14 protein-coding genes and 1 pseudogene are annotated in these 20068 nt (G+C 66.4%); 11 read left to right on the top strand and 4 right to left on the bottom strand.

Annotated features, from left to right (window positions below; genetic code table 11):
* Window positions 1-42: 42 nt before the first annotated feature.
* Together ACFRAU_RS21470 and ACFRAU_RS21465 are read right to left on the bottom strand one after the other, a co-directional pair.
* Complete coding sequence (locus ACFRAU_RS21470) at window positions 43-1776, bottom strand: FAD-dependent oxidoreductase (protein ID WP_378001395.1); 1734 nt, start codon at window positions 1774-1776, stop codon at window positions 43-45.
* Window positions 1777-1807: 31 nt separating this feature from the next.
* Window positions 1808-3340, bottom strand: a complete 1533-nt coding sequence (locus ACFRAU_RS21465; protein WP_377996898.1) for an amino acid permease — start codon at window positions 3338-3340, stop codon at window positions 1808-1810.
* Between the two features lie 102 nt (window positions 3341-3442).
* Between ACFRAU_RS21465 and alr the strand changes: the two genes are divergently transcribed.
* Window positions 3443-4675 carry an alanine racemase gene (gene alr / locus ACFRAU_RS21460; protein ID WP_378001394.1) on the top strand — a complete coding sequence of 411 codons (1233 nt, stop codon included), beginning with the start codon at window positions 3443-3445 and terminating at the stop codon, window positions 4673-4675.
* Window positions 4665-6281: a PucR family transcriptional regulator ligand-binding domain-containing protein gene (locus ACFRAU_RS21455; protein WP_378001393.1), complete on the top strand. Its 1617-nt coding sequence runs from the start codon at window positions 4665-4667 to the stop codon at window positions 6279-6281. Before alr ends, ACFRAU_RS21455 begins: the two co-directional genes overlap by 11 nt.
* A gap of 33 nt (window positions 6282-6314) precedes the next feature.
* Here ACFRAU_RS21455 and ACFRAU_RS21450 read toward each other — a convergent pair whose 3' ends face one another.
* Entirely contained in the window at window positions 6315-7118 is an 804-nt protein-coding gene (locus ACFRAU_RS21450) for a nitrilase-related carbon-nitrogen hydrolase (protein ID WP_378001403.1), read from the bottom strand.
* A gap of 224 nt (window positions 7119-7342) precedes the next feature.
* Here ACFRAU_RS21450 and ACFRAU_RS21445 point away from each other — a divergent pair, with 224 nt between their 5' ends.
* The 4 genes from ACFRAU_RS21445 (at window position 7343) to ACFRAU_RS21430 (ending at window position 12697) form a co-directional block, all read left to right on the top strand.
* Window positions 7343-8533 (top strand): ROK family transcriptional regulator, encoded by a 1191-nt coding sequence (locus tag ACFRAU_RS21445; RefSeq protein ID WP_377996895.1) that lies wholly within the window; start codon window positions 7343-7345, stop codon window positions 8531-8533.
* 129 nt (window positions 8534-8662) lie between these two features.
* Window positions 8663-10219 (top strand): multiple monosaccharide ABC transporter ATP-binding protein, encoded by a 1557-nt coding sequence (gene mmsA, locus ACFRAU_RS21440; RefSeq protein ID WP_377996894.1) that lies wholly within the window; start codon window positions 8663-8665, stop codon window positions 10217-10219.
* A gap of 44 nt (window positions 10220-10263) precedes the next feature.
* Window positions 10264-11541, top strand: a complete 1278-nt coding sequence (gene mmsB, locus ACFRAU_RS21435) for a multiple monosaccharide ABC transporter permease (protein WP_377996893.1) — start codon at window positions 10264-10266, stop codon at window positions 11539-11541.
* Window positions 11542-11596: 55 nt separating this feature from the next.
* Window positions 11597-12697, top strand: a complete 1101-nt coding sequence (locus ACFRAU_RS21430) for a substrate-binding domain-containing protein (RefSeq protein ID WP_377996892.1) — start codon at window positions 11597-11599, stop codon at window positions 12695-12697.
* A 94-nt stretch (window positions 12698-12791) separates the two neighbouring features.
* Here ACFRAU_RS21430 and ACFRAU_RS21425 read toward each other — a convergent pair whose 3' ends face one another.
* Complete coding sequence (locus ACFRAU_RS21425; protein WP_378001392.1) at window positions 12792-14273, bottom strand: polysaccharide lyase family 1 protein; 1482 nt, start codon at window positions 14271-14273, stop codon at window positions 12792-12794.
* Between the two features lie 292 nt (window positions 14274-14565).
* On the opposite strand from ACFRAU_RS21425, the gene ACFRAU_RS21420 reads away from it, so the two are divergent.
* The 5 genes and pseudogenes from ACFRAU_RS21420 to ACFRAU_RS21400 all read left to right on the top strand — a co-directional run.
* On the top strand, window positions 14566-16029 hold the full coding sequence (locus ACFRAU_RS21420; protein ID WP_378001391.1) for an ABC transporter permease: 1464 nt from the start codon (window positions 14566-14568) through the stop codon (window positions 16027-16029).
* Window positions 16030-16031: 2 nt separating this feature from the next.
* Window positions 16032-16739 carry an ABC transporter ATP-binding protein gene (locus ACFRAU_RS21415; RefSeq protein WP_377996889.1) on the top strand — a complete coding sequence of 236 codons (708 nt, stop codon included), beginning with the start codon at window positions 16032-16034 and terminating at the stop codon, window positions 16737-16739.
* 222 nt (window positions 16740-16961) lie between these two features.
* On the top strand, window positions 16962-18032 hold the full coding sequence (locus tag ACFRAU_RS21410) for a Gfo/Idh/MocA family protein (RefSeq protein WP_378001390.1): 1071 nt from the start codon (window positions 16962-16964) through the stop codon (window positions 18030-18032).
* Between the two features lie 122 nt (window positions 18033-18154).
* A complete protein-coding gene (locus ACFRAU_RS21405) occupies window positions 18155-19333 on the top strand; it encodes a hypothetical protein (protein ID WP_378001389.1) in 1179 nt (392 codons plus the stop codon).
* A gap of 87 nt (window positions 19334-19420) precedes the next feature.
* Window positions 19421-20068, top strand: a pseudogene (locus tag ACFRAU_RS21400) (hypothetical protein); the annotation flags it as partial.

The following is a 20068-nucleotide window of genomic DNA, read 5'->3' as shown; positions in this document are numbered from 1 at the left end:
CGAAGTGCTACTTAGATGGGGGCGGCCCAGACCATCGGGGACTCAGTCCAGGCTGATCGGCCCCAGCTCGTCCAGCAGGTCGCCGGGGCCGGGGTTGCCGGGCGCCGACGAGCCGCCGAGGTGGTTCACCACGCCCCACACCGCGTTCAGCCCCGTGGTCACGGCACCCTCGGCCCAGCCCGCGGTGAAGGACACGTCGTCGCCGGCGAGGAAGATGCCGCGCTGGCTTTCCGGCAGCTTGTCCTGCTTGAAGTGGGTGAACAGCCGCTGCTGGTACCGGTAGTGGCCGGGCAGGTTCGCCTTGAATGCGCCCATGAAGTTGGGGTCGGCCTCCCACGAGACGGTGATCGGCTGGCCCACGATGTGGCTCGCGATGTCCACGCCGGGGTAGATCTGCTCGAGCGAGTGCAGCATCAGCTCCACGCGTTCGTCGGCGTCGAGCGCCAGCCACTTCAGTGCGTCGTCGTTCCAGGTGTAGGAGAGCAGGATCACGGCGGGCTGGTCCGGGCCGTTGTCCAGCAGGTAGGTGGCGCGGTTGAGCCGGTCCGTCAGCGTCATGGACAGGACTTCCCTGCCGGTTTCCGGATCGATGTCCTTCCAGAACGGCCGGTCCACCATCACAAACGTCTTGGACGACTGCATGTAGTGCGAGCGCTCGATCGCCGTCCACAGCTCCGCCGGGAAGAGCGCTTCCTCGGTGTGGATCCGGGTGGACAGCAGCCACGACTGGCAGGTGGTGACCACGGCCGGGTAGGAGGCTTCCCTCCCCCACCGCTCCCGGATGCGGAGGTTGCCGTCGGCGTCGCGGCTGATCCGCTCCACGGCTCCGCGCGGGGAGCCTGAGTGCAGGGAGGCCAGGGACGTCCCTTCCGGCCAGTGGACCATGCCCGACGGCGAGTGGCGCCAGAGTGCCTCGGGGAGCCTTTGCGCTCCCCCGGCGATGAGCCGGTGCCGGTCATCGGCGTCGGTGTAGACGACGCGGAGGATTTCCAGGATGGAGTTGGGGAAGTCGGTGTCCCAGCCGCCTGTGCCGAAGCCCACCTGGCCGAACGCCTCGCGGTGCGCGAAGCCCGCCTTCCGGAACGCCTGGCTGCCGGCGATGAAGCCGTAGAAGGTCTCCTCGTCGAGCTCCGGGAGAAGCCCGTTCCACAGTTCCTTGATCCGGGCCGTATCCCGTGCCCGGATGGCCTCCTGCATCTGCGTGAACTGCGCGCCGTCGTTCACGGCGGCCTTCCACGCGTCGGCCACTTCGCGGAAGAACGGCGGCAGGTCCGCCGGGGTGGTGGCGTAATGCTTCTGCCCCGCCAGTTCAATCACGGTGCTGGACGTCACCGGGGCCAGCGGATTGGGGAAATCCTGCGTCTCCAGTCCCAGCAGGTCCACATAGTGGTAGAACGCCTTGCCGGAGACCGGGAACCGCATGCCGCCCAGGTCTGCCACCACTTCCGGGGCCGACGGGAAGCTGGCCGTGCGCAGCCGTCCGCCGAGCCGGTCAGCCTCGTAAAGCACCGGACGCAGCCCGAGCCTCATCAGCTCGTAGGCCGTCACCAGCCCCGACAGCCCGGCGCCCACAACGGCGACTTCGGTGCCGTGCAGTTCCGGCGGGACCGAACCCAGGCCTTCCGGGGAGGACAGGTAGTGGTCGTAGCTGAACGGGAAGTCCGGGTTGAGCATGGTCACCGGGGCCTGGTCCGGCGCGCCTGCCCCGGGAAGGCCGGGTGCGGTAGTGACGGCGCTGGACGGGTCGGATGCCGGCAGTTCGGTAGCGGTTGTCATGGAAGGTCTGTCTCCGTGGTTTCGTGTTGTCTTACAGGTGGGAGATGGTCTGTTCTGCGGGAGCCGGGGAAGAATCACGGGCGGATAGTTCACGGTATTCCTCCTGCCCCAGCGCGGCTACCCGGGAGTGCCGTCTGCCGTAGCCGAAGTAGGCCGCCAGTCCAACCAGCATCCAGACCCCGAAGGTCACCCACGTTTCGGCGCCCAGGTTGGCCATCAGGTAGATGCACATCAGCGCACCCAGGATCGGGGTCAGCGGGAACAGGGGAACCCGGAACGTCCGCTTCAGCTCCGGCCGGGTGCGGCGGAGATGGATGACGGCAACGTTAACCAGGGCAAAGGCGAACAGGGTGCCGATGCTGGTGGCGTCCGCGAGCGCCCCAAGCGGGACCAGCCCGGCGGTGAGGGCGACGGCGGTTCCCACGATCAGCGTGCCGGCAACCGGTGTGCCGGTCCGGTGTGAGACGCGGCCAAAGACGCGGGGAACGAGACCGTCGCGGGACATGGACAGCAGGATGCGGGTCTGTCCGTAGAGGACGGTCAGCACGATGCTAGCAATGGCGAGGACGGCACCGACGGCGAACACCAGTGCGGTCCACGGCTGTCCGGTGATTTCCTCCAGGATCTTCACCAGCGCGGCCTCGGTGCCATCGAACCAGCCCCATGGACGGGCCCCGATGGCGGCCACGGCAACCAGCACGTAGATGGTGGTGACGATCAGCATGGAGAGCATGATGGCGCGGGGCAGGTCGCGCTTGGGGTTGCGGGCTTCCTCGCCCGCGGTGGAGGCGGCGTCGAAGCCGATGTACGAGAAGAACACCCGGGAGGCGGCAGCCGAAACGCCGGCCGCGCCCATGGGCAGGAGCGGCTCGAAGTGGCCGCCGTTGAACGCGGTGAACGCCACGGCGCAGAAGAAGGCGAGGATGCCCACCTTGACCAGCACGATCGCAGTGTTGATCCACGCGCTTTCCTTGGCGCCTCGCACCAGCAGAACCATGGCCAGGACGACGATCAGCATTGCCGGGATATTGACGAGGCCGCCGTCCCCCGGCGGCTGCGACACCGCATCCGGCAGGGCCTGCCCGAAGACTGCCAGCGTTTCGTTGACATACTGGCCGGCGCCCACTGCCACCGCTGCGACGGAAACCGCGTATTCGAGCACGAGGCACCAGCCGCAGATCCATGCCATGCCCTCGCCCATGGTGGCGTAGGTGTACGAGTAGCTGGAGCCGGCGGCCGGCACCAGGCCGGCCATTTCGGCGTAGGACACGGCGGAGAGCAGCGCGGCCAGGCCGGCGATGGCGAACGAGATCCAGATGGCCGGCCCGGCCAGCGGCACGGACTCGCCCAGGATCACGAGGATGCCGGTGCCGAGCGTGGCGCCCACGCTGATCATCGTCAGCTGAAGGACGCCGAAGCTGCGGACCAGCCCGGTACCGCCGTGGCCCGTCTCGGCTTCCTGGACGATTTGCCCGATCGGCTTGCGACGGAGCAGCTGGGCTGCCAGTCCGGGGCGGCCGGCCTGCACCGGAGGCCGCTGTCCTGTTTGGGTGGGCACAGTCATCATTGACGTCCGTTCGTGGGTAGTTGGGGGCTTTCCGTCGCTCCAGCTTAGGCTTGTGAGCCAGCTCTCAGTGATGTGCAAAATGACCTATAGTGTTCTGGCATGAGACTAAATGCACAACAGACAGGCACGCCTGAGGCGGTGCTTTCGGGGCAGGTCAGCGTTGATCTGTCAGCGATTTCAGACAATGTCCGCGCGCTCCGGGCGCTCACACCGGCACGCCATTTTATGGCGGTCGTGAAAGGCAACGGCTACGGCCACGGGCTGGTCGACGTGGCACAGGCAGCCCTTGCCGCCGGCGCCGACTGGCTCGGCACGGCGCAGCTCACAGAGGCCCTCGCCCTCCGCCAGGCGGGCATCACGGCACCGGTCCTGTCGTGGCTCTACCTCGCCGCGGCATCCAGCGAAACCATCCGGAAGGCCGTTGGCAACGACGTCGACCTCTCCGTGGGCAGCGCGGCCCAACTTGAGGCAGTGGCAGGCATTGCCCTGTCGCTGAAACACCCCGCCGCCGTCCACCTTGAGCTGGATAGCGGCCTGAGCCGGGGCGGCGCCCGCGCCGAGGACTGGCAAGACCTCGTGGCCGCGGCACGGGAGCTGGAAGTTGCCGGGCACCTAAAGGTGAGGGGCATCTGGACCCACTTGGCCTGGGCGGACGTTCCAGCCCACCCCGGAAACGCCGCAGCGGTGGAGGCCTTCGAGGCAGCCGTCCGGCAGGCACGCGAGGCAGGCCTGGATCCGGAACTCCGGCACGTGTCCAGTTCGGCAAACATCCTGGACCGGCCGGAATTTGCGTTCGACATGGTGCGGGCGGGGCTGGCCATTTACGGCTTGGCCCCTGCGGACCACCTCGATCCGGCCGACTACGGGCTGCGGCCGGCCCTGACTGTGACAGCGCCCGTGGTGCTGGTGAAGAAGGTCCCGGCGGGCACCGGCGTGAGCTACGAGCACCAGGCCATCACGCACGAGCCGAGGTTCCTAGGGCTGATCCCGCTGGGCTACGCCGACGGCGTCCCCAAGGGTGTCTCCGGCCGCAGCATCGTTCAGCTGGGCGGCAGGAGGGTCCCCGTGATCGGCAAGGTGTGCATGGACCAGTTCATGGTGGATCTTGGCCCCGAGCCGGGCGGGGTCAGCGTAGGGGATACCGCAGTCCTGTTTGGCGATCCCCGGACCGGAGCCGCGAGCGCCGACGAGTGGGGCGCCGCAATCGGAAGCCATGGCGACGAGATCATCAACAGGATCGCGCCACGCCTTCCCAGGGCTTACCGCATCCCCGGCGCCCACGAGTGCCCGGATTACCAGGAGACCGGGAACGGTGCGCCGCATGTCGCGTGAGGCGGCAACGCGGACCGCACCGGCCGCCGGAACGGGTGGCGACCGGCTGAGCGGCGTCACGCTGGAACTGTTCCTGGCCAAGTTGCCGCCGGAGTTGAAGCTGCTTCACGACGGCGGCAACGGTTCCAGCCTGTTACGGTGGGTCGAGCCGAGCGAGCTGGAGGACCCGACGCCCTACCTGCTCGACGGAGAGTTTCTCCTGACCGCAGGGCTGCCGTTCGTTGACGAGGCGGATGACGCCGCCCGGGTGGACGCCTATGTGCGGCGCCTCGTCGAGGCCAGGGTCGGCGCGCTGGGATTTGGCCTGGACCCCTACTTCACGGCTGTGCCGGACACACTGGTGGACGCCTGCGTCCGGCACAACCTGACCCTCCTGGAGGTGCCAAACACCGTCCCGTTTGCCGCCATCGGGCTCGAATTCTCCCAGTTGCTGGAATCGGACAACGCTAAGCTGTTCCGGCACCTTGCCGACACCAACCGGCAGCTGATGCGCGCAGTCCTGTCTGCCCGGCCCGAACATGAACTCCTCGGCGCACTGACCCAGCGGGTGCCGGTGTGGGCGCTGCTGGTGGGCGCGGACGGAAGGGTCCGGGCGAGGGCTGGCTCCACAGTCGACATCACCGCCCTGCAGCCGCTCTTCGACCGCCTTCTGGGCGGCAGCGGACCCCGGGTGGAGATGGATTCCTTCGACATTCCGGGATCCGCGCTCGTGTTCGGCCATCCCCTGCGCAGCACCCGCGATGCCAACCTTGGGGCGCTGGTGCTGGGCACCGACTCGCCGCTCACGCCAGCGCAGAACAGCGTGGTCTCCTCCGCCGTCGGCCTGCTGGAGCTCCTGGTCCGGCAACGGACCAGCGGGTCGCTGGCGCCGAGCCAACTGGCAACGTCGTTGCTGCTGCACCCGGACAGCCTGACCGCCGGCGGGGCACGGCACGTCAACGGGCTGAGGGACCTGCTGGCCCAGAGCACGTCGTCCACCCGCTCCGGCCCACTCCGCGTTGTGCAGGGCATCCGGGCAGAGCAGGCCGCCGGACGTGCAGGCGAGAGCCCTGTCCGGGAGCTGCTGCAGTGGCGCCGCCTGTTCGACACCAAGCTCGTGGAGCTCACGGACTACGGCTTCACAGCCATCACCCGGCTCAGGGTGGACGACTCACTGCTGGCCGAAGTCGAGAAGCTGGGATGGCTGCTGGTGATCGGGGACCCCAGCGAGCTCACGGACCTGAGCAGCGCCTACCAGCGGGTGACGGCGCTTCGGCAGCGCGTCCAGACCACGGGCAAGAGCGCCCGGGCGGGTGAAGTGACGTGGACGGTCGCCGGGCTGCTGGGCCAGGAAGCCGGGACCCTGCTGGCCGGCCGGCTGCTGGAGCCGGTGCTCAGCCAGGACAGCGACCGCCGGACAGCACACCTCTCCGTACTGAGGGCATGGCTCGGCGAGAACGGCAACTGGGATGCCACCGCCAAGGCGCTGGGCCTGCACCGCAACAGCGTCCGGCGCCAGATCAACGGGGTGGCCGAGCTGTTGGACACAGATCTGAACCAGGCGCAGGTGCGGGCCGAACTCTGGATTGCTCTGCAGTACGTGGACCAACTGCAGGCCGGCACGTAGCTCTGTGAAGGCCTAGCCCTGTGAAGGCTTGCGCTATGAAAGCTTTCCGGCGCCGGCTGCCTCGTCCCACGCACGGTAAACGGCGGGCCGCCGTTCGCGCAGGTAAGGCACGGCCTCCCGCGCCTGGCGGGCAGCCTCGGCGCTGACCTCGGCATACAGCAATTCCGGGCCGGGGCCGGCCGCGGCCAGCAGTTCGCCGTCGGGACCGGCAATGACGCTTCCGCCCAGGAAGGTGCAGCCGTCCTCCTCCCCGGAATGGTTGGCGTAGGCCACCGTCAGCTGGCTCTCCAGCGCTCGGGCGCGCAGCAGGACCTGGGGAACGGACTCGAAGCCGTGGGCCAGGGCCGTGGGAACCAGGAGCAGGTCGGCCCCGGCTGCGGCGGCCGCGCGTGCCGTCTCCGGGAACTCCACGTCGTAGCAAATGGCCAGCGAGGTCTTGATGCCGCCCAGATCGACGACGGCGGGGGCTGCTTCCGCGGGGCTGAACGCCTTGCGCTCCTCCGGGCCAAAGAGGTGGACCTTGGCGTAACTCAGCAGTTCGCCCCCGCGGCTGTCCAATACCGTCGCCGTGATCTGCCACTCCCCCTCCCCCGTGACGGCGGGCAGGCTGTAGACCAGGGCGATCCGGTGTGTGGCAGCGATGCCGGCGAGGGCACGCCGGATGCCGGGCAGTGTTCCGGGGTCCAGTTCCGCCCTGACCCGCAGCGGTGCATAGCCCACGGCGTAAAGCTCGGGGGTCAGGAGCACCGCGGCACCCGCTTCCGCGGCCGTCCGGGCTGCCCGGTCGATGGCTGCGCAGTTCCGTTCGATGTCCAAAACACTGGAGTTCGCCTGCATCAGCGCCAGCTTCACCGTGATCACCTCAAGTCGTCGTGGACGGCCCGCCAACACCGGACGCCGTTTCCTTCAGCGTATCCGCGGCGGGAGCCGCCGATACGGTCCATTTGCACCGTCCCGGACTCCCTGTGGGACGGATTGCCCGGCATCCGGTTCCTGCCGCATGCCGGGCCATTGCGTTAACTTCTTGACTACAAGGCTGCGGATGGTGCAATGTTCATTCCATGCCCTCACCATCGCGCTCAACGAGGAGCCGAACCAAAAACCCCGGGTCGCAATCCGCCCTCCGGCACCTGAACCAGCAGCGGATCATCGAGTGCCTGCTCAACGGCCCGTCGACCCAGGCGGAGCTGGCGCGGCAGACGGGACTTTCCACCGCGACGGTGTCCAACATCGTCAAAATCATGCAGGATTCGGGCCTGGCCTCCACCGAGCCGACCACGAGTTCCGGACGGCGCGCACTCAACGTCCGGCTCAACAGCAACGGCGCCGTGGCAGTGGGCATCGACTTCGGCCGGCGGCACCTGAGGGTGGTTCTCGCCTCGCTTAGCTACCACATCATCGCCGAGGAATCGGTGCTCCTGCCCCTCGGCCATCAAGCGGAACAGGGGATCCAGGCGGCCGTTGCACTGCTCGACAAACTGCTGGCGGACAGCGGGGTGGAGCGCACCGCCGTGGTGGGCGCCGGCGTCGGAATCCCCGGCCCGATCGACCGCAGGACCAGCACCGTGGCACAGGGGGCGATCCTGCCCGAGTGGGTGGGCATCGACATCCAGGAACGCCTCGAAGATGCGTTCCAATTCCCCATATTCATAGACAATGACTCGAATCTTGGCGCCCTGTCCGAGGTGACCTGGGGACCGCACAGCGGCATCAGCAACCTCTTGTTCATGAAGATCGGATCCGGCATTGGCGCGGGCCTGATCCTCAACGGCAACCCGTACTACGGCAATGTCGGGATCACCGGCGAAATCGGCCACGCGACCATCCACGAGCACGGCCTGATCTGCCGCTGCGGCAACAGGGGGTGCCTGGAGACCATCGCCTCCACCACCACCATGATCGAACTGCTCAGCCGGGGCGAGGAGCGTCCGCTCACGCCCGAGGACATCGTCCGCAAGGCACTCGCGAGGGATGCCGCCACCTTGCGAGTCGTGGACGACGCAGGCCTGGCCGTGGGCCGTGCGCTGGGGAACGTGGCCAACCTGATCAACCCCGAGGTCATCGTCGTGGGCGGCCCGCTGGCGGGACTGGGCGACATCCTGCTGGACCCCATCCGGCGCGGACTGGTCCGCCACGCCGTGCCGGTCATCGGCGAAACCACCACCCTGACCATGTCCTCCCTGAATGACCGCGCGGAGGCTCTGGGCGCCGCGTCACTGGTCTTCCAGCACGCCGGAATCCGGCGCACGTAGCGTTTCGTTATACCGCCGTTGCGTTAAAGACTTGACGACAATGGCCTGCTCCATCTACTTTTTTCATCAGACGGCCCTGTGGTTTGCAGGGAAGACAACGAAGTCAATGCATTGGAGGCGTAAGGGCAAATGACGTCCCTCAACACGCAGAGCGAGCCGATTCTCCTGGAGATGCGCTCCATCACCAAGGAATTCCCGGGCGTTAAAGCCTTGTCCGATGTGAGCCTGGTGGTGAAGGCCGGGGAAATCCACGCGATCTGCGGGGAGAACGGCGCCGGGAAATCCACCCTCATGAAGGTGCTCTCCGGCGTGTACCCCTTCGGCAGTTACACCGGCGACATCGTGTACCAGAACGAGGTGCAGCAGTTCAAGGACATCCGGGCCAGCGAGCACGCAGGCATCGTGATCATCCACCAGGAGCTGGCGCTCATCCCGGAGCTTTCCATTACGGAGAACATCTTCCTCGGCAACGAACCGGTCAAGCGCGGGGTGATCGACTGGGCCGATGCCCGCACCCGCTCCCGCGAACTGCTTGCCAGGGTAGGCCTGCGGGAGGATCCGGACACCCCGGTCAAGGAAATCGGCGTCGGCAAGCAGCAGCTCGTGGAAATCGCCAAGGCGCTCAACAAGTCCGTCAAACTCCTCATCCTGGACGAGCCCACGGCAGCCCTGAACGAATCCGACTCCCAGCACCTGCTGGACCTGATCCTCGGACTGAAGGGCAAAGGCATCACGTCCATCATCATTTCCCACAAGCTCAACGAGATCGAACAGATCGCGGACGAAATCACCATCATCCGCGACGGCAAGTCCATCGAGACGCTCAACGTGAAGGCCGACGGCGTCGACGAGGACCGGATCATCAAGGGCATGGTGGGACGCACCCTGGAATCGCGCTTCCCGGACCACGAGCCCAAGATCGGGGAGGTCCTGTTCGAGGTCAAGGGCTGGACGGTGGGCCACCCGCAGGTCCAGGACCGCCTGGTCTGCAAGGGCTCCAACTTCTTCGTCCGCCGCGGCGAGATCGTCGGCTTCGCCGGGCTCATGGGCGCCGGCCGCACCGAACTTGCACGGTCGGTGTTCGGCCGTTCCTACGGCCGCTTCATCAGCGGCCAGCTCTACAAGAACGGCAAGGAACTCCACCTCAAGAGCGTCAAGCAGGCCATCGACGCCGGCCTCGGCTACGTCACCGAGGACCGCAAGTCCCTGGGCCTGAACCTGCTGGATGACATCAAGACCACCACAGTCTCGGCGGCGCTGCACAAGATCAGCAAGCACTTCGTGGTGGATGCCAACAAGGAATTCACGGTAGCCGAGCAGTACCGCAAGTCGCTGCGCACCAAGACGCCGTCCGTGGAGGAGGGCGTGGCCAAACTGTCCGGCGGGAACCAGCAGAAGGTGGTCCTGGCGAAGTGGATGTTCACGGACCCGGACCTGCTGATCCTGGACGAGCCCACCCGCGGCATTGACGTCGGTGCCAAGTACGAGATCTACGGGATCATCCAGCAGCTGGCCAACCAGGGCAAGGGCGTCATCGTAATCTCCTCCGAACTCCCCGAACTGCTGGGCCTCTCCGACCGGATCTACACCATCTTCGAAGGCGCCATCACGGGCGTCCTGGACAAGGACGACGCCAGCCAGGAAAGCCTGATGAAACTCATGACTTCCGCCCGAAAAACCGCCTGACCCTCTGGAACCCTCCAGAACCTTCCAGAACAAGGACTGACAAAATGAACGCGCTCAAGAAGCTGTTTGGCGGCAACACCCGCCAATTTGGCATGATCTTCGCCCTGGTTGCCCTGATCATCTTCTTCCAATTCGCCACGTCGGGCCGCACGCTGACGCCCGGAAACGTGATCAACCTCTTCAACGGCAACTCCTATATCCTGATCCTGGCCATCGGCATGGTGCTCGTGATCATCGCCGGCCACATCGACCTGTCGGTCGGGTCCGTGGCGGCGTTCGTTGGCGTCACGGTGGCCCTCATCATGCAGGACTGGAACGTTCCCTGGTACGCCGGCATTCTGCTTGGCCTCGTCCTGGGTGCCCTGATCGGAGCCTGGCAAGGGTTCTGGACTGCGTATGTGGGCATCCCCGCGTTCATCGTGACGCTGGCCGGCATGCTCCTGTTCCGCGGCTTCAACCAGTTCGTCGGCAAGTCCAACACCATCCCTGTCCCGGCGGACTTCCAGTACATCGGATCGGGCTACCTGCCCGAGGTCGGGCCCAGCACCGGCTACAACAACCTGACCCTGCTGCTCGGCCTGCTGGCGGTCGCGTTTGTGATCTTCAGCGAACTCCGATCCCGCCGCACCGCCAAGGCCCTCGGCGCCGAAGTCCCCGAAGGCTGGGTGATGATCACCAAGCTGGTGCTGGTCTGCGGCGCCATCCTTTACGCGACATACCTGTTCGCCACCGGCCGCCCGGGCACGTCCTTCCCCATCCCCGGCCTGATCCTGGCTGTCCTGGTGCTCATCTACGGCTTCATCTCCGCGAAGACCGTCGTCGGCCGCCACATATACGCCGTGGGCGGCAACCGCCACGCGGCCGAACTTTCCGGCGTCCAGTCCAAGAAGGTCAACTTCCTGGTGATGATGAACATGTCCATCCTGGCCGGCCTCGCCGGCATGATCTTCGTCGGCCGCTCCACCGCGTCCGGCCCGTTCGACGGCGTGGGCTGGGAACTTGATGCCATCGCAGCTGTGTTCATCGGCGGCGCAGCGGTGACCGGCGGCGTCGGAACCGTGATCGGCTCGATCGTCGGTGGCCTGGTCATGGCCGTCCTCAACAACGGCCTGCAGCTCCTGGGCGTCGGCGCCGACCTCACCCAGATCATCAAGGGCCTGGTCCTGCTGGTCGCCGTCGCCTTCGACGTCTACAACAAGAGCCAGGGCAAACGCTCCATCATCGGCCTGCTGACCCAGGGCTTCAACCGCCCCAGCGGCGGCGCCCCCAACCAGCCCGACGAAGTGACCTCCACCAAGGAAACCATCTCCCGGGAAGCCTGAGCACCGCCCGCTCCCCGGATGCATTTCCCACCCCTATAGAAAGTGAACCGAGCAAATGCGAATGATTGGTAAGGCAGGAAAGGCGGCAGCAATCGCTGCCATTGCGGCACTGGCGCTGACAGCCTGCGGCCGTTCAGACAGCGGCACAACGAGCGGCGGAAGCTCCGGCGGCGAGGCATTCCCCAAGGACTCCGCCATCGGCGTCGCCCTTCCGCAGAAGACCAGCGAGAACTGGGTCCTGGCCGAGAAGCTGTTCAATGACGGCCTCACCCAGGCAGGATTCAAGCCGGACGTCCAGTTCGCCAACGGCGGCGTCTCCGAGCAGCAGAACCAGATCAGTGCCATGATCACCAAGGGTGACAAGGTCATCGTCGTCGGCGCGATCGACGGCGCACAGCTCGGCACCCAGCTGAAGCAGGCCAAAGACGCCGGCGCCACCATCATCGCCTACGACCGGCTGCTGCTGAACACCCCGAATGTGGACTACTACGTGGCCTACGACAACTTCAAGGTGGGTGTGCTGCAGGGCAAGGCACTGCTGGAAGGCATGCAGGCCAAGAAGCCGCAGGGTCCGTACAACGTCGAACTCTTCGCCGGCTCCCCCGACGACGCCAACGCCAAGGTGTTCTTCGACGGCGCCATGAGCGTACTGCAGCCGAAGATCGACGACGGCACCCTCAAGGTGCTCTCCGGCCAGAAGTCCTTCGAGCAGGCTGTGACCCAGGGCTGGAAGGCAGAGAACGCCCAGAAGCGCATGGATACCCTGCTCGCAGGCACGTACACCAGCGCCTCGATCGATGGTGTCCTCTCCCCCAACGACACCCTGGCCCGTGCGGTGCTGACGTCGGTGAAGGGTGCCGGCAAGCCGCTTCCCGTGGTTACCGGCCAGGACTCCGAGGTTGAATCGGTCAAGTCCATCATGGCCGGCGAGCAGTACTCCACCATCAACAAGGACACCCGCAAGCTCGTTGAGCACGCGATCGTCATGGTCCAGGACATCCAGGCCGGCAAGAAGCCTGAAATCAACGACGACAAGTCCTACAACAACAAGGTCAAGACCGTTCCCGCCTACCTGCTGGAGCCGGTCATCGTGACCAAGGCCAACGTCAAGACGGCTTACGAAGGCGATCCGGTTCTCGGACCGATCACCAAGTAACACCGCAGACGCCACAGAGCCCCGGCTCCCCCGCGAGTGACCAGTTCACCCGGGAGGGCCGGGGCTCTTCCGTTGCCGGGGGGCGCCCGGGGCTTTAGCGTCCCGCCTCGACGTCGAGGACGGCGGGCCCCGAGAAGTTGAGCACGGCGTTGCGCACCGCCGGCGCGGATTTCAGCGCGTGGTAGCCGTATTCGACGGCGGGGTTCCACCCGGCGTCGGAGGTGAACTCCCGCTGGGTCCAGTCGGGAGCGGTGGTTCCGGACGCCGTGGCAGCGGCGATGGCGTCCGCCTTGTGGATTTCGAATGAAGCCCGGGCTACGGCGACCAGGTCTGCGTCCTTGCCGTTGAACCAGGACCCGTGGTCGCTGAACCTGTGCCCGTTGTAGCTGCTGACCGTGACCGACTCGTCTGCGCCCGGCCCGCTGTAATCGAAGGCGTTGTACTCGGAGTAGATGGAGGATTCGTAGCCGGCGCCGATGAAGTAGCTGCTGCCACCCTGGGCTTCGCTGACCATGGGGTAATCCGGATCGACCGTGCTGCCCACGAAGTAGTTGTTCACCACGTGGACCTGGCCGAACCGAACCCGGGGACCGCGCTGCTGGGTGTTCTGGAAGAGGTTGGAGATATAACTGACACGGAGTTTGCCGCCGTCCTTGTCGACGTGTTCATCCCCGGAACCGAGCAGACTGGTCTTGTCGTGGTCGCGGAGTTGGCTGTTGGAGACGGTGACAAAGTCGGTGCCGTCCTTCAGGTCCAGCAGGCCGTCGTGCCGGATCACGGGCTCGTTCTTGAAATCGCGCGGCGCCTCACTGTCAGGGAAGCGGCCGTCGCTGAGCAGCACGTGATCGATCCAGATGTGGTCGGAGGTGACCGCCGAGAATGCGTCGAAGCGGGCGTTCCACGCGCCGTCGCCGTCGTCCGGCGACCATGAGGTGAACCAGTCCACGGGCGATTCGATGCTGAGGTTGCGGACCACCACGTTGCTGGCCTGGTGCAGCACAACGTTGGCGCCCACAAGTCCTGCGTCAGTTCCAAGCCCCAGCAGCGTGGTGTTGCTCGGCAGGTTTACCTCGATCTGGCGCTTCATGGCGTTGCTGCCCTGTTGGCGCAACTGCCGCATTTTCTTGCAGTAGTCGAATGCCTGGTCGCTCCAGGTGCGGCCATTGTCCAGGAAACAGGACATGTACTTGGTGATGTCATAGCCCGGCGCGTAGTCCTGTTCCCCCAGGAGGCGGCCATCCGGCGATTCGTTGCCGTTGATGGTGCCGCGGATGTAGATGAGCTTCGGTGCAGCCGGTTCGCCGTGGTTGGCCGTGGCCGCATTCAGTTCTGTCAGGCTGCCGACAACGTAGGTGTTTTCCGGGCTCGCTCCCGCCCCGCCGGTGGTTCCCGTCCCGGTGGACGCCCAGCCTGTGGGCGCGACGTCGTTCACCGAGATTTTCCCGCCGCCCGTGGTGTTCACGGGGTCCGCGACGGCGGCGGAGGCTGCCGCCGCCAGAACCGCCAGCGCCAGGGTGGCGGCCGCGGCGTTGCGGCTGAAAAGCAGATGTTTAGCGTCTGATGTATTGGACTTCATTGGCCTGTTTTCCGGCATGCCAAATAGCGCACATGCCTTGGTGAGGATGGGCGGGACACTAGCGGGAATTGCTGCTGCAGCGGAAAGGCCCTCATCGTTCCGGACAATGCGGGAAAGCGTTTTCTCAGCTGCCGAACCATTATGTCTTCCAACGTCGAGCCGCTGTCAAGACCCCGCCACGGACCGATGCTCACAGCCCACGCATAGGTTCGGCTGCCTCTGCGCACAGCAGTCCGGGAAATTCTGAAGCCAAGAGCCCGACAGTCAGGAGGGCACAGTACGTAGGAGTGCAGTGAGCGTCCTCGCCCGAAGTGTAGGCAATGCGTTTAGAAACAAGGTCCGAACAGCGGCGGTTGTGGCCGTGCTGGCGGTCGCCATCGGACTGGCTTTGGCCATGCTGGTGGCGAACCAGGCCGTCGGCGCCAAAGTCCAGGAGCTGAACGCTTCGGTGGGGACCGTGCTGACCGTGAACCCGGCGGGCGGCCAGGGCTTCGAAGGCGGCGGCGAGCCGCTCACCGCCGCGCAGGCAGCGACCGCGGCGGACGTCCCGAACGTGACCGCCGTCGTCGGAACCAAAGCGCTGCGGCTCCGCAACGCGACCGAAGCCGCGGCGCAGGCGGCAGCCGGCACCCAGGCAGGTCCCGGCGGCGGGCAGGGCGGCCCCGGCGGCCAAACCACCACCACACTGACCACCAGCCTCACCGCGGCAGTCGACGCCGGAACGCTCGGCGCGCGCAACCAGGACAGCTCCGGCACCACGGGCGCAACCGGGGCGACCGGAAATACCGGCACCACGGGGACCACACAGCCTGCCCGGTCCCTTCCCATCACGGCCACCGGCACGGGCGCAGAAGTGGACAGCACCGGCAAGGCACTGGAACTGACCTCGGGCACCGGACTGGGTGACTACACGGCCGAGTCCGCCAAGGCGCTGCTGGGCACCACTCTCGCCGAAAAGAACAACCTCAAGGTGGGCTCCACCTTCACCATCAACAGCAAGACCTTCACCGTCGCCGGCCTGTTCGACGCCGGCACGGCCTTCGGCAACAACGCCCTCTACGTCACGCTCCCCACCGCCCAGACCCTGGCCGAGCTGCCCGGCGAGCTGTCCACGATGATTGTCACGGTGGACAGCATGGAGCACGTCGACGCCGCCAAGACGGCCCTGCAGAACGCGCTCGGCACCGACAAGGCCGACGTCACCCAGGGCCAGCGCAACCTCGAAACGGCCGTCACCTCGCTGGACAGCGTCAAGAACATCTCCATGGTGGCGTTCATCGCGGCACTTGGCACCGCAGGGCTGATCATCCTGCTGATCATGGTCATGCTGGTCCGCGAGCGCCGCCGCGAAATCGGTGTCCTCAAGGCCATCGGGGCACGCAACCGCACCATCGGCCTGCAGTTCGTGCTCGAGGCCCTGGTACTGGTGGCCCTCGGCAGCGTGGTGGGCGCCATCATCGCCTCCTTCGCCAGCGGCGGCATCGCCTCCGCCCTGGTCAGCTCCAGCACAAGCACGACGGCGGCCCCCACCGGGCGCGGCGGCGGGTTGGCCGGCGCGGCCGGCGGATTCCCAGGCGGCCAGGGCGGACCTTTCGGCGGCGCCTCCCAGCTGCTGACCTCCGTCACCGCCAGCGTGTCCCCCGAAATCCTTGCCGCCGGCATCGCGGCAGTCTTCGGCGTCGCCATCATCGGCGCGCTGGTTCCGGCCCTGCTCACCGCCCGCATCCGCCCCATCGAAGTCCTCCGAGGAGAATAGCCATGATTGAAGTCAAGGATCTGGTCCGCACGTTCAAGTCCGGCGACCGCACCATCAAGCCGGTCAACGGCGTCAGCTTCGAGCTGGAGCAGGGCACGCTGGCGTCCATCGTGGGCAAGAGCGGCAGCGGCAAAAGCACACTGCTCTCCCTCCTGGGTGCGCTGGACAAGCCCACCAGCGGAGACGTCGTCGTCAACGGCGTGAGCCTGGCCGGCATGCCGGACGGCAAACTGACCGAATACCGGCGCCGGGACATCGGTTTCGTGTTCCAGCAGTTCAACCTGGTTCCCAACCTCTCCGCGCTGGACAACGTCATGCTGCCCATGGAGTTCGCCGGGGTGCGGAAGTCCGTCCGGACCGAGCGGGCACGGGAGCTGCTGGAGCAGGTGCAGCTCGATCCGGACAAGCACGGCCGCCGCATCAACCGGCTTTCCGGCGGCGAGCAGCAGCGCGTGGCCATCGCCCGGGCCCTCGCCAACGAACCCAAGCTGATCCTCGCCGACGAGCCCACGGGCAACCTCGATGAGCAGACGGGCGAGCACATCATCGAACTGCTCAGCTCCCTCAGCCGCGACCACAACACCACGATCCTCGTGGTCACGCACGACCGCACGCTCGCCAACAAGACGGACCGCAGGTTCCGCCTGCAGCAGGGCAAGCTCACGGAGGAACCCGTCCGCGGCCGAGCTGCGGAGCCGGCGGCGGTGTAGTTTTGCGCGCAAGGTGCGGGCAGGGCGTAAACCCTCCCGCACCTTTCGCGTGTTTTGACCCAACGCTTCCTCACCTCCCGCACGTTTTGACCCAACGCTTCCTCACTTCCCGCACGTTTTGACCCAACGCTTCCTCACTTCCCGCACGTTTTGACCCAACGCTTCCTCACCTCCCGCACGTTTTGACCCAACGCTTCCTCACCCGGGTGAGAGGATGGCGTCATGACGTCACCGATCGCCAAGCCCTGGCTCTTCAGCCAGTCCAACCAGGATCCGCTTGCCGCCACGGGCCGCAGGCTGCGGTGGGGTGTTATCGCCACCGGCCGGATCGCCTCGCTGGTGTCGCAGGACCTGGCACTTCTGGAGGATGCAGAGCTGTACGCCGTCAGCTCCCGCGCCCAGCACACCGCGGACGCGTTTGCCAGTGACTTCGGCTTTGCCGTGGCCTACGGGGACGACGGCGGACAGCAGGGCTATGAGCGGCTTCTCGCCGACGACTCGGTGGACGTGGTCTACGTGGCCACGCCCCACGCGCAGCACCACCGGGTGGTGCTGGCTGCACTCCGGACAGGCAAGCATGTGCTCTGCGAAAAGGCGTTCACCATCAACGCCCGCGAAGCTGCTGAGCTGATCGACGTAGCCCGCGAAAAGAAGCTGTTCCTGATGGAAGCCGTGTGGAGCCGCTTCCTGCCCAGCATGCAGAGGGCCTTCGAAATCGCACATTCCGGCGAACTCGGAACCGTCCAGTGGGTCACGGCTGACCTTGGATTCCCGGCCCCCTACTCCCCCACGGCCAGACTCTGGGCTGTCCAGGACGGCGGGGGCGCACTTCTCGACATCACCGTCTATCCGCTGTTGTGGGCCCTCGGCACCTTGGGCTTCCCGCAGACGGTCAGTGCTATGGGGACTTTGAACGACGACGGCGTGGACGCCCAGAATGCGCTCACCCTGGGTTACCACCACGGCGCGCAGGCACAGCTCACCTCGTCCCTGCTCGCCCATGGCCCCCGCACGGCGACGGTTGCCGGAAGCCTTGGGTACCTGCAAACGCTCGGCTCGATCAACAACCCTAAGAAGTTGGTAGTGGGGATCGGTCAGGAAGCACCGCGGACGGAACACTTCGAGGTGAGGGGGCGGGGCTACACATACGAGCTTCGCGAGGTGACGCGGTGCGTCCAGCAGGGCCTGACCGAGAGCCCGGTCATGCCCCTTGAGGACTCGCTCAACACGATGCGGCTCTTCGACGGCGTGCGTGCCCAACTCGGTGTCGCGTATCCCAACGACGCTCACTGAGCAGCCCATCCAGCCTTCGTCGAATCGAAAGAATTACACTCCCGGGTCTGGACTCTCACTTTGGGGCAGGCTTAGGCTGTAGTCGATCGTCGATTCATTCGGTGGGCTGGGGGGTGTTAAGCATGACCATTGCGTATTTGTCGTGGTCTGCGCTGCGCCCTTTGCGCCCGGTTCTGTTGGCCGGTGCCGCTGCTGTTGCCTGGCTGGCCGTCTCGGCCCCGGCCGCCGACGCTGATTCACACCGATCTGACTCGCTTGGCGGGAGTATTTCCGCCGCTGTCTCGTCCGTCAAAGGCGGTGCGGACAGCGTGGCGGGACGCGTTGGCGAACTGGTCTCCTCCAAGGCACACGAAGCCCGCGCCGCTGCCCAGCCCACGCCAGCCGCAGCACCCCTGCCACTTCCAGCCATCGATCCGGCTGCCATCCCGGCACCACCGCCGGCGACGGTTGCGCCTCCACCCATGGCTCCCGCTCCTTCCACGCCAGTGGCGCCAACACTGGGGGCCGTCGTTGCCCCGGTTGCGGCGGACATTGTGGAGCCCGTTGACGCCGCTCTCGGCGGACTACCGTTTGGCGGGGCGCTTCCGGATGGCACCGTGGCAGGAGTTACGGATCCCGTTGCCTCCGCTGCTGATGGAGCGCTGACGGACACGGCCCAAGCTATCGCGACGCCGGTGGCCGAGGTCCTAACGCCCGTAGCCGAAGTCGTGAAACCAGTAACGGACGCCGTGAGCCCGGTGGCCGACGCTCTGCCTGTCGAGCTTCCCCTTGAGCCGGTCACCGATGTGCTCGCCCAGGCACCTCCTCTCACGGCACCGATCGTTACGCCCGTCGCTGATGTCGTAGCGGGCATTGTGGCGGTTCCAGAACGGCTAGCCGCAGTTGACCCCGCCGACTCAGGTCAAAGTTCTGCGACTCCAGGGGCGCCGCTTGGCATTGTCGCCGGGCCCCCTGCGGTGTCCGCGGCGCCTGTCCAACCGGCCATCGGTTTGCCTGCCCACTTCGCCCACGCCGTTGCGCCGAAAGCGGCTGCAGCTCACCCCACGGGGTCTGCCCCAAAGGTTCCTGCCGGCGGGGACTCACCCTCGGGTGGAGACAACGCGCCGACGCCGGAGGCACTGCTCCCGGCCCCGGCCTCAGGCTCGGGAAGCGGCACCACCTCAGGCGGCCCTTCCGCTTCGGCCGCCTGGCTGAACAGCCCCTTTGAATACCTGCCGCTCATGGGTTTTGTCCCTGCCAGCGGACCCCTTCAGCATGTTCCTTCGCCGGTGGCCATCGACCCCGGCTCCTCTCCTGACTAGTTGGGCCCCTTCTGCCTCTCTGCGGCAGACACACGGCCAATCAGGCTGCCATGAGCACCTGACAACAACTTTTCAGGAGACATCACAATGCACCAGACAATTCGCAGGGGCCTATTAGGCACCCTCTTTGCCGGAGGTTTACTTGCCCTCGGCGCAACCGCGGCGAGCGCGGATACCACTGCCGCGGGCGCGGTCAACATCGCGCCCGAAACCGCTTCGGCGGACCTAAATGCTTCGACGTCGCTGGGTCTGCTGGGTGGCCCAGCGCCGTCGAATTCTTCCTCGGTCAGCGTCAATGCCGACCTCAACCTCACCAGCGGTACCTCGAACGGCGGCACCGCCAGCGTGGCACCGGTCGCGACTGCCCTGGTCGACGTAAACCTCGGGGGCACGGGGACCGGAACGGCTGCCCCTGCGGCTGACGCCACGGCCGCGGTCGACGCGAACCTCGGCAACACGACGACGGGCACCGGCACCGCCCCGGCTGCCCCCGCAGCCAACGTGACAGCCGCCGCAGACGTCAACCTCGGCAACACCGCCGCGACAGGAACAGACACCACCGTTCCCACCGCCGACGTAGCAGCCGTAGTCGACGCGAACCTCGGCAACACGACGGCGGGCACCGGCACCGCCCCGGCTGCCCCCGCAGCCAACGTGACAGCCGCCGCAGACGTCAACCTCGGCAACACCACTGGCACAGGAACAGACACCACCGTTCCCACCGCCGACGTAGCA

Source organism: Arthrobacter sp. NPDC056691 (assembly GCF_042791415.1).
GTDB lineage: Bacteria > Actinomycetota > Actinomycetes > Actinomycetales > Micrococcaceae > Arthrobacter.
The sequence above is the reverse complement of the archived record's forward strand: the minus strand, read 5'-3'. Positions and strand labels throughout refer to the sequence as shown.